Annotated in this window: 10 protein-coding genes and 1 pseudogene; 5 read left to right on the top strand and 6 right to left on the bottom strand. The window is 60.5% G+C overall.

Features of this window, described 5'->3' with window-relative positions:
- Positions 1-739, top strand: a 739-nt coding sequence (locus QJT78_RS45570) for an MBL fold metallo-hydrolase RNA specificity domain-containing protein (protein WP_281460655.1), incomplete at its 5' end; no start/stop codon positions are given.
- Positions 740-768: 29 nt separating this feature from the next.
- On the opposite strand, the gene QJT78_RS45565 is transcribed toward QJT78_RS45570, so the two are convergent.
- The 5 genes from QJT78_RS45565 to QJT78_RS45545 all read right to left on the bottom strand — a co-directional run bounded on the left by QJT78_RS45565 (position 769) and on the right by QJT78_RS45545 (position 3882).
- Positions 769-1881 carry an OpgC domain-containing protein gene (locus tag QJT78_RS45565; protein WP_049808032.1) on the bottom strand — a complete coding sequence of 371 codons (1113 nt, stop codon included), beginning with the start codon at positions 1879-1881 and terminating at the stop codon, positions 769-771.
- Between the two features lie 60 nt (positions 1882-1941).
- Positions 1942-2265, bottom strand: a complete 324-nt coding sequence (locus QJT78_RS45560; protein ID WP_240537818.1) for a hypothetical protein — start codon at positions 2263-2265, stop codon at positions 1942-1944.
- Positions 2231-2380 carry a CBS domain-containing protein gene (locus QJT78_RS45555; protein ID WP_240537819.1) on the bottom strand — a complete coding sequence of 50 codons (150 nt, stop codon included), beginning with the start codon at positions 2378-2380 and terminating at the stop codon, positions 2231-2233. Before QJT78_RS45555 ends, QJT78_RS45560 begins: the two co-directional genes overlap by 35 nt.
- An 81-nt stretch (positions 2381-2461) precedes the next feature.
- Positions 2462-3283, bottom strand: a complete 822-nt coding sequence (locus QJT78_RS45550) for a universal stress protein (RefSeq protein WP_028153125.1) — start codon at positions 3281-3283, stop codon at positions 2462-2464.
- Positions 3284-3435: 152 nt separating this feature from the next.
- The gene (locus QJT78_RS45545; RefSeq protein ID WP_028153126.1) at positions 3436-3882 is read right to left on the bottom strand and encodes a host attachment family protein; all 447 of its coding nucleotides are present in this window, start codon (positions 3880-3882) and stop codon (positions 3436-3438) included.
- 154 nt (positions 3883-4036) lie between these two features.
- On the opposite strand from QJT78_RS45545, the gene QJT78_RS45540 reads away from it, so the two are divergent.
- Positions 4037-4705, top strand: a complete 669-nt coding sequence (locus QJT78_RS45540; protein ID WP_281460656.1) for a CBS domain-containing protein — start codon at positions 4037-4039, stop codon at positions 4703-4705.
- A gap of 38 nt (positions 4706-4743) precedes the next feature.
- Positions 4744-4956 (top strand): hypothetical protein, encoded by a 213-nt coding sequence (locus tag QJT78_RS45535; RefSeq protein WP_028153128.1) that lies wholly within the window; start codon positions 4744-4746, stop codon positions 4954-4956.
- A gap of 294 nt (positions 4957-5250) precedes the next feature.
- Here the strand turns inward: QJT78_RS45535 and QJT78_RS45530 are convergent, their stop codons facing one another.
- Positions 5251-5475, bottom strand: coding sequence for a hypothetical protein (locus QJT78_RS45530; protein ID WP_028153129.1), 225 nt, complete (start codon positions 5473-5475; stop codon positions 5251-5253).
- Positions 5476-5888: 413 nt separating this feature from the next.
- On the opposite strand from QJT78_RS45530, the gene QJT78_RS45525 reads away from it, so the two are divergent.
- Together QJT78_RS45525 and QJT78_RS45520 are read left to right on the top strand one after the other, a co-directional pair.
- Positions 5889-6923: an efflux RND transporter periplasmic adaptor subunit gene (locus tag QJT78_RS45525; RefSeq protein ID WP_240537820.1), complete on the top strand. Its 1035-nt coding sequence runs from the start codon at positions 5889-5891 to the stop codon at positions 6921-6923.
- Positions 6924-9125, top strand: a pseudogene (locus QJT78_RS45520) (efflux RND transporter permease subunit); the annotation flags it as partial.
- Positions 9126-9233: the final 108 nt, after the last annotated feature.

Here is a 9233-nt window from a genome sequence, read left to right as displayed (position 1 = left end):
TTTGGCGATCCGTGCGACGGAAGTCTTTCGGAATAACACGGCCAGTCTCGATCCGAGCGTCGATTTGGACCGGCTTCTGACTTCCAGTCAGTTGCACTTCACGGAAACCGTCGATGAGAGCAAGTCGATCGCGAGGCTGTCCGGCTTTCATATCATCATTGCGGCGAGCGGAATGTGCGACGCCGGCCGCATCCGCCATCATCTGAAGCGATGGTTGTGGCGCAGGGAGGGCACGGTCCTGCTCACGGGATTTCAGGCTCAGGGCACCCTGGGCCGCTTCCTGCACGATGGAGCGAAAGCAGTGAGGATCCAGGGCGAGGAGATCAAGGTAGCGGCGAACATTCGGTATATCGACGAATACTCCGGGCACGCCGACGGCCCGGAACTCGCGCGCTGGATTGCCGCGCGGCGCCCCATTCATCGTGGTCTGTTCATAGTCCACGGTGAAGAGCACGCGCTTGGAGGCCTTCTGAACCGGCTCGCCGAGCGAACCGTTCCGACCGCGCAGATCTTTATGCCGATGCTGGACGACGTCTACGAACTATCGACCGCCGCGCCGACACCGGTCGACGTCGCCCGCCGCCGCAGGCTCACTCCCGATGCGGTCGTCAACCTCGATTGGCACAACGACATGTCCAAACTGCTTCTCGAAATCAACGACCAGATCGAAGCCGCCGCGGACGATCGATCACGGGGCGTCATTATCCGACGATTGCGCAGGGCGCTTGAAGGGGCGTGAACGGTGCGAAACGCTGAGGATGTACCTGATCAAAGTAGTCTTACCCGAGGCGCGGCAAGGCCAGTGAACCAGGTCAACAAGGTGGCAAAGACGGTGAGAAGTGCGATGCCCGTGCCACTGACCATAACTTGAGCGAGCACACCATCAGATACGTTCCTCAGAAAGATATATGCCGCAAGCGACAACAAGACCCCCGCACAGTAAACCTCGAGCGAATTCTCTCCGCAACGAACGGCTCCCAGCAGCACGCGCGACCGTAAAGCGGCCCAATGCGCCGGCACGAGATTGGTGACACAGACCGCAAGCGCAAGGAAATGCAAAAGTCGCAGCGGATCAAGATCCGGCTTGTTTATCGGGTAGATCAAGCCTTTCAGGAACTGCGGAACTGCGAGCTCAAGACCCGGACTGATCCAACTCATTGCAACAGACAGCGACCAAATCAAATATGCGGCCGACAGCATGATCGCCGGACGTGACGTCACGAGTGGCATTATCCGCCAGCGCCCCACCACCACCCACCATCCACCGAGCGTGACGAGGAACTGCCAGGCGAGCGGGTTGAAATACCAGTCATTCGTCGGCCATCCCCGAAGGTTCCAGCCGTGTATCTGAACCAGGCCGTACAGCAGGGCCGAGGCCGCCAACGTGGCATTCGGCCATCTGAGCAAAAGCAAAAGCCACGGCGCAAACAGCAAATGGAAGAGCACGAAGGTCGGCAACACATCCGTATTGACGGGCCGGTATTGCAGGATCGCCGCACGCGACAGCGCTTCTCCCGGCTGCTGCAGGACGATCGCCACATTTGCGTCGTCTGCGAGGTCGGCGTCGATCCAATGAACGGCGACGACCAAAAATAGCGTCAGCAGCAGAAATGCCGCATAAATCTCCCAGCTTCGTCGAACCGTATGACAGATCGTCGCCCAAGACCCGGCGCTTCGGAACACATGTCCATACGCCATGGTGCACGTCAGTCCCGAAACAAACATGAAGACTTCAGTGGTGTCGCTGAATCCATAACGGCTTAAAGTAAGCCAACTGCAGATATTCCCTGGGATATGATTGATGAAGACGAACCAGAGCGCAATCCCTCTGCAGGCATCGAGCCGAATGTCCCTGTCTGGGATATTGTCGAGTGGACCCATCGCAAATATTCGAATTACTCCGCCCGCTGATCTTATTCCCGTGAGGCTTCCCCCGGCTCTCTAAGGCAACTTTCCAGCGCCGTGAGCATCTGCATCCGGCCAACGATCCCCACAACCCGTCTCTTGCGGAGCACGGGTACCTGCGAGATTCACATCCATTTCCTTGACGACCGCATCGATCGAGGCGTTCTCATCGACGCAAACGGGATGACGGCTCATTACTTCCTCGACCCGCAGTCCCCTCGTTCGCTCACGAGCGAGCTCGCCTTCCTGCCTGCCCAGTAGCCATTCGAGCCAAAACCCCTCGGGATAGTTGACGCCCAACTCGCGACGATGGAGGAAGTCGCCTTCAGCAATGATGCCCCAAAGTCCCATCATCATCATTGAGAACTGGCAGGCCGCGCTGATTGGTCTCGAGCAGCAGATGGAGGGCCTCCAGCAGCGGCGCTTCCGGCTTCACAGTTGCGAACGAGGTCCGCATGATATCTGACGCCAGCATTGCTTCTCTCCATGGGAACCGTGCCTCGGCCTCTCTTGATTGCGGTATTGAACAGCCATCGTCGAGAAGGCGCGTTGCGACCTAGTGGGCCATCAGCAGGCAAGCTTGGGCCTGTTGTAGGAGGCGCTGCGTCATGCCGCCAAACATCCATTCGCCCAACCGGCTGTGTCCATAGCCTCCGGTGACGATGAGGTCAGCGCCGACGTCCGAAGCCAGGCGAATGAGATAGCCAGCATCCGGCTCCGCCGTATGCACACGAACTTCATGCTCGCAACTCACGCCGTGTTTTCTGAGATAGTTGGCCACATCCCGCACCCGGCCATGCGCCGCGTCCTGTTCGTCCGATGTGCAGATTTCGGCGATCGTGACCCTCGACGCGCGGGTCAAGAACGGCAACGCCTCACGAACCGCAAGGCGCGCTTCTCGAGTATCCTTCCACCCGATCACGATGCGATCGCCGGCCAGCTCCGTCACACCGTCCGGCACCGAAAGCGTGGGACGGCCCATCCGCAGCATGGCGCCGGCGGAATCGAGATAGCGGGGAATATTAGTCCTGAGCTGCTTGCGCTTGACGACGATAAGGTCAGCAGCCCTGGCCTGCTCGACCAGAAACTCGGTCGGAAATGCGATTGCCGAGCGCCATTCCACCTTTTCACTCGGCAGGCGGACGATCCGCCTGAACCACGCCTCTTTGGCCGAGAGCTGCGCTCGTATGCGTTCGAGGTCCTCGGCCGTTGTCTGCTCGATGATGACGCCCTCGGCCACGAACGGGGGCTCTATTGCGACCGCCGAGATACCGAGAATGGACGCCCCAAATCCGCGCGCGATGCCTTCCGCGACGGCAATCTGTCCTTCTTCCTGCTGCTCAGGATCGACGTAGACCATGACGCTGGCAAAAAACATGTCCGAGCTCCGATAACTGAGGCGATGGTCCTTTATCCTGCATCCGGCCAGTTCCAGGCTTGATGCACATCAAGCGAGTATGACCGCCCGCTCAGGCATTGCTGTCGTTGGAAGCGCCTCACGCGGACTTCTTCCACGCGAGCGACCTGCCCTTACTCGTCCCGCAAGTGCTTTTCGATGTCGCCGACCGGGTGCCTGGTGAGGTCCTTGGCAAGCTCCGCCACGATCCGCAGCTTCACATCAGGATGAAAATCCGACCGAAGCGCCGCCAGCGTTCGTGGCGGAGCGACGATGATCAGTGAAGTCGACGGCTCGCCGCGTACAATGCGTTCCGCCGCAGCCGCCACTTGCTTCACAAAGCGGCGCTCCTCGAGCTCATGCCAGTCGGTCATCTCCACGGCGCTTCTGTGCCCTGACTGCGAGGCTTTGCTCACCCGGCCAGGCCTATCGCTCCCTTGGTCGTGTGCCGCCGGATTTTGATCTTCAAAAACGGCTTCCATCTGCAAGTTCGGGAACTTCTCGTCGCCTTCGTTACGAAGGAACAGCGCCTTTCGTCCGTCGCCGACGAACACTACGGCGCGATGCGGTATCTTGGTCATTAGGATCTCCTCCCTCAAAGGTCGACAATTCTGACCGCTCGGCAGGTCCTGTCGCTTGATCCCGATCAATCTCGACCGCCCGCATTCCGGCAAGATGCCGACAAATCGAAACTGAGCGACTGATACGGAGGTTGTCATGCAGGTACGAGACGTGATGGTTTCTCCCGTTATAACCGTCGACGCAAACGCCACGGTCCGCGAGGTCGCGCAACTTCTGCTTGCTCGACGCATCAGCGCGGTGCCCGTCATCGATGCCGACAACAAGATCCTCGGGATTGTGACCGAAGGCGATCTGATCCATCGAGCCGAAGCCGGCACCGAACGCCCCTACTCCTGGTGGCTGCGTCTCTTGACCGGCGATGCTCAACTTGCAACCGACTATGTCAAATCGCACGCGGTCAAGGTCAACGATATAATGACGCGCGACGTCGTAACCGCTGCGCCCGAGACGCCGCTGCACGAGATTGCGATGCTTCTCGAAAACAATCAGATCAAACGTGTGCCGATCGTCGACCAACAAGGCCAGCTTGTCGGAATCGTTAACCGGGCCAACCTGCTTCAGGCGATCGCAAGCGCCAGGCCGAAGCTCGACGTGTCGCTCTCCGATGCATCCATCAGGAAGAGATTCCTCGAGGAGATCAAGAAGCAGTGTTGGGCGCATACGTTGAACCTGAACGCAACGGTACGGAACGGGGTCGTCGATCTCTGGGGCTTTGCACCATCCGTGGCCGAACGCACAGCCATCCGCGTAGCGGCCGAAGCCATTCCTGGCGTCGTGACAGTGAATGATCACCTGCTTGAGACACCGACCTTCGTGTATTGACGCGAGGCGGCCCCTCAGATTCGCACAACGAGGCATGCATGGCACATTTTGTGGTCCGCTTTATCAAAGATGTAGTTGGCGACCAGGGCCAGCCTTGCGAGGCGTGCCAGCACACGATTGACGTCGATGCGAGCGACGAGACGGAAGCGGCCCTACTGGCGAAGCAGAAATTCTGCGAGGGCCGTGCGATTCGAGACTGGTCACTTCACGCCGATCGAATCGATGTGGAGCCGGCCGACTTTCCTTCTTGAGTGAAGGCCGCAGGGCGCTCCGACCGCCTCCGCATCGCCACAAGCAGATGGCGAAACATCCCCTCGGGCCCTACTGTCGAGGCGTGCCTGCGAAACTCGCAACGCTGATGACCGCGGGCGAAATTGCGCAGCCGACCGAGAGCGGCGTCGTTCAATCCGAACAGGCGCTCGTGCTCGCTGCGGCTGATTTGAACGAGGCCTCCATCCCGCAACTCTTGCAGTCGTTCCTCCAAGTCGGGCAACGTGGATTTTGGGTGCATCATCTGGATCACCCCTGCTCTCGGCCAATGGCACTCAGTCCAACGTCCATAGGATGATGATCAATCGAAAGAACTCCCACCCCAAGGTGACAAGCAGGGCTCCGACGATCAAAAGCATGCCGTACCGCGAGACAATTGGATTGGCGCGGACGATCTTTCGGAAGGGTTGTTTGTCTCCCTTTGCCTGAGCGGTAGCTAGGATGCCGCCGACGCTTTTGCCGACCTTAATCCTCGCGTTATCTGGCAATGTTCTTTTCATGATCGCTTATGCCATCGCTGCCCCCGCACGAACTTGATGTCGGTCAAGGAAAGCGAAAATTGCGCGGACACATCACAGTATTGCTTGATCGCGATCGTTCCGGCGCTCCGGATACCGGCCGGTCGTCGAGACATAAACTTACGAAAGCTGGCAACCCGCAGGGAGGCCGTCGAAGCGACCGAATGCATCCTCTTCCCCGGGGCGACAAGTGGACCGTGGTCAGTTGATGCAAATCAACCCATCAGCGCTCAGGGGGAGTAAGCGAAATCTGCACTCGCGGGACATTTCGGCTGCCCCGGCGACAGAGGACATCCGTCATGCAACTCCGGCAGGCGACTCTCCGTCCGAGCCCCTTTCGGAGCGGGGTCGGCGCTCTTCTCGCGCTCGCATTCAGTTTCCTGCCCTCAGTGTCAATGGCGGAAGACGACGTGAAGCTAAGCGCGGCGCAGGCTCAGAATCTCGGCGTCCGGGTGACGCATCCGGTATCGAGCCGTACTGACCAAACGCTGCCCTATCCGGCCCAGATCGTGATTCCAACGCCGCAATTGTGGATCGTCAGCGCCCCTGTTGCGGGGATGGTCTCCAATCTGGCTATCGCTCGCGGAGATCGCGTCAACACCGGCCAGCCACTCGTTACGCTGGAAAGCCCAAGCTTCGTTTCGCAGCAGCGCGAGTATCTGCAAGCGGTCGCGCAAGAAGTTCTCGCCGCCCAGCAACTCAAGCGCAACGCCGACTTGTTTGAGGGCAAGGCGGTGCCGCAACGTGTGCTGGAGGCGAGCCAGACCGAGGCGCGGCAGGCGAGCGTCGCGGTCGCGGAGCGGCGTCAAATGCTGCGACTGAGTGGACTGTCCGACGAGGCGATTTCGCGGCTAACCAACGAAGCCGCGATCAGCGCGACGCTGACCGTCATCGCACCGCGGGCGGCCTCCGTAGTCGACATCGCGGTTTCGCCAGGCCAGCGGCTCGAGCAGTCCGCACCGCTCGTCAAGCTCGCGCAGCTATCGTCGCTCTGGGTAGAAATCGCAATTCCGGCGGCCAACATCCGTGCGATCCGCACCGGTGCGAAGATTGAAATCGAAGGCTATGCCATGCCGGGCAAGGTCGTGCTGGTCTCCGAGACCACGGACGCTGCAACCCAGACCATTTTGGTGCGCGCGGAAATCCCCAACAACGGGGAGCTGCATCCCGGCCAGACGGCTGCAGCGCGCATCGGCTTCCTCTCTGCCGGCGAAAGCGCCTGGGAGATTCCTTATAGTGGGTTGGTCCGCCGCGGCGAACTGACTTCAGTCTTCGTGGCCATCGGCGGTGGCTTCCGTCTCGTTCCGGTCGCCCTGCTCGCGGAAGATCAGGACCACGTCGTGGTATCTGGCCCCATCACGGACAAGAACGAGATCGCCATTGGCGGTATTTCGGCGCTTCGCGGCATTCTCTCTGGGTTAGGGCCATAGATGCTCCCGCGCCTCGTCGCATTTGCACTTTCGCAGCGGCTCTTCGTCGTCTTGAGCGCACTGCTGTTGATCGGTGCCGCCGCCGTGTTTCTGCCAAGCCTGCCGATCGACGCCTTTCCGGACGTATCGCCGGTTCAGGTGAAGGTTATCATGAAGGCGCCGGGCCTCACTCCCGAGGAGGTCGAACAGCGCATCACGGTTCCCATCGAGCTTGAGCTGCTAGGGCTCCCCAACAAGAAGATTCTCCGCTCGACCACCAAATATGCGCTAGCCGACATTACCGTCGATTTCGAGGACGGCACCGACATTTACTGGGCGCGCAATCAGGTCTCGGAGCGCCTGTCCAACGTCTCGCGCGCTTTCCCTGACGGCGTGAGCGGCGGGCTTGCGCCGATCACGAGCCCGTTGGGCGAAATGTTTATGTTCACCATCGACAGCCCCGAGCTCTCGCTCGCGGAGCGGAGGACCCTACTCGACTGGGTGATCCGCCCGGCCTTGCGCACCGTTCCTGGCGTTGCTGACGTCAACGCGCTCGGTGGCTATGTGCGCGCGTTCGAGATCGTGCCGCGCAACGATGCACTCGCTGCGCGCGGCATTTCGTCAGATTCGTTTCGCCGCGCTATCGAGGCCAACAGCCGTAATGACGGCGCGGGCCGCGTGAACCAGGGCGAAGACAGCGCGCTGGTCCGCGTCGAAGGTAGCATCCGCGGTGTCGACGATATCCGTTCCATCGTCGTTGATACCCGCGACGGCATCCCGATCCGGGTCAGCGACGTGGCCCACGTCAGGATCGGCGCGCTGAGCCGCTATGGCGCGGTCACGGCCGACGGCCGCGGCGAGACCGTCGAAGGGCTTGTGCTCGGCCTGCGCGGCGCCAATGCAGGCCAACTCGTCCGCGACGTCCGGGCGCGGATTGCGGAACTGCAGCCGTCGCTGCCAAAGAGCGTCTCGATCAACGTGTTCTACGACCGCAGCCACCTGGTCAACCGTGCCGTCGGCACCGTGGTGCGGGCGCTCGGCGAAGCCACTGTGCTCGTAATCGTGCTTCTGCTGCTGTTCCTGGGTAACTGGCGTGCCTCGCTTGTGATCGCGCTCAGCCTGCCGCTTGCCATCGTTATCGCGTTGATCGCGATGCGGGCGGTCGGGATGTCGGCCAATTTGATGAGTCTCGGCGGACTTGCAATCGCGATTGGAATGCTGATCGATGCACTTGTGGTCGTGGTCGAGAACATCGTCGGCAATCTCAGCAAGCACGATCTCGGCAGAGCCACGCCGCTGATCCACATCGTGTTCCGCTCAGTCTGCGAAGTCCTGCAACCCGTTGCCTCCGGCGTGCTGATCATTATCATCGTGTTCGTGCCGCTCCTGACCCTGCAGGGACTGGAGGGAAAGCTTTTTGTTCCCGTGGCGCTTGCAATCATTTTCGCCCTGGCTGGTTCGCTGCTGCTTGCGCTCACCGTCGTTCCAGTCGCGACCTCCTTCATGCTCAAGTCCGCCTCGCATGGCGATCCCCTCCTGATCCGGGCCGCGCAGAGCGTCTACGCGCCTGCTCTGGATTGGGCGTTGAACAATGAGCGAAAAGTCATCGCGGCAGCGCTGATCGGCCTGATCGCCGCGGGCTTTGCCTACACGAAACTAGGCAAGACCTTCATGCCGACCATGGACGAGGGCGACGTCATTGTCAGCGTGGAGACGCTTCCTTCCGTTAACCTGGACGAATCGCTCGCCATCAATGCCAGGCTGCAATCCGCGCTGTTGAAGGTTCCGGACGTTGCCGGCATCATCGCACGGACCGGCTCGGATGAGCTCGGCCTCGATCCCATGGGTCCCAATCAAACCGATACGTTTCTCGTGCTCAAGCCGGCGGCAGAGAGGCAGACTACGGACAGAGAAGCCCTGCTGCAGGAGCTTCGCGAGGTTCTGGCCGGCTTTCCCGGCATCTCGCTCAGCTTCACCCAGCCGATCGATATGCGCGTGCAGGAGATGATCAGCGGTGTACGCGGCGACGTCGCGGTCAAGATCTTCGGCCCGGACATCGTCAGACTCAATGAGATCGCGGCGAAACTGTCGTCCATCCTGTCCGGCATCGATGGTGCCGAAGACGTCTACACCACGCTCAACGAAGGCGCCCAATACTACACTGTAGCCGTGAACCGGATGGAGGCCGGCCGCCTCGGCCTGTCGGTCGACTCCATTGCGAACCCCGCGGGTCACTTCAAATTCCTCCGGGTGTGGTCAGTCAAATTCCTCCACCCGCGAGGCAGGACAAGGGACTGTTAGTTTGAGTTTGTTTCCCGGGCAAGAGCTTCA

This window comes from Bradyrhizobium sp. Mp27, from assembly GCF_029953005.1.
GTDB lineage: Bacteria > Pseudomonadota > Alphaproteobacteria > Rhizobiales > Xanthobacteraceae > Bradyrhizobium > Bradyrhizobium barranii.
This window is presented reverse-complemented; position numbering and strand designations above follow the sequence as displayed.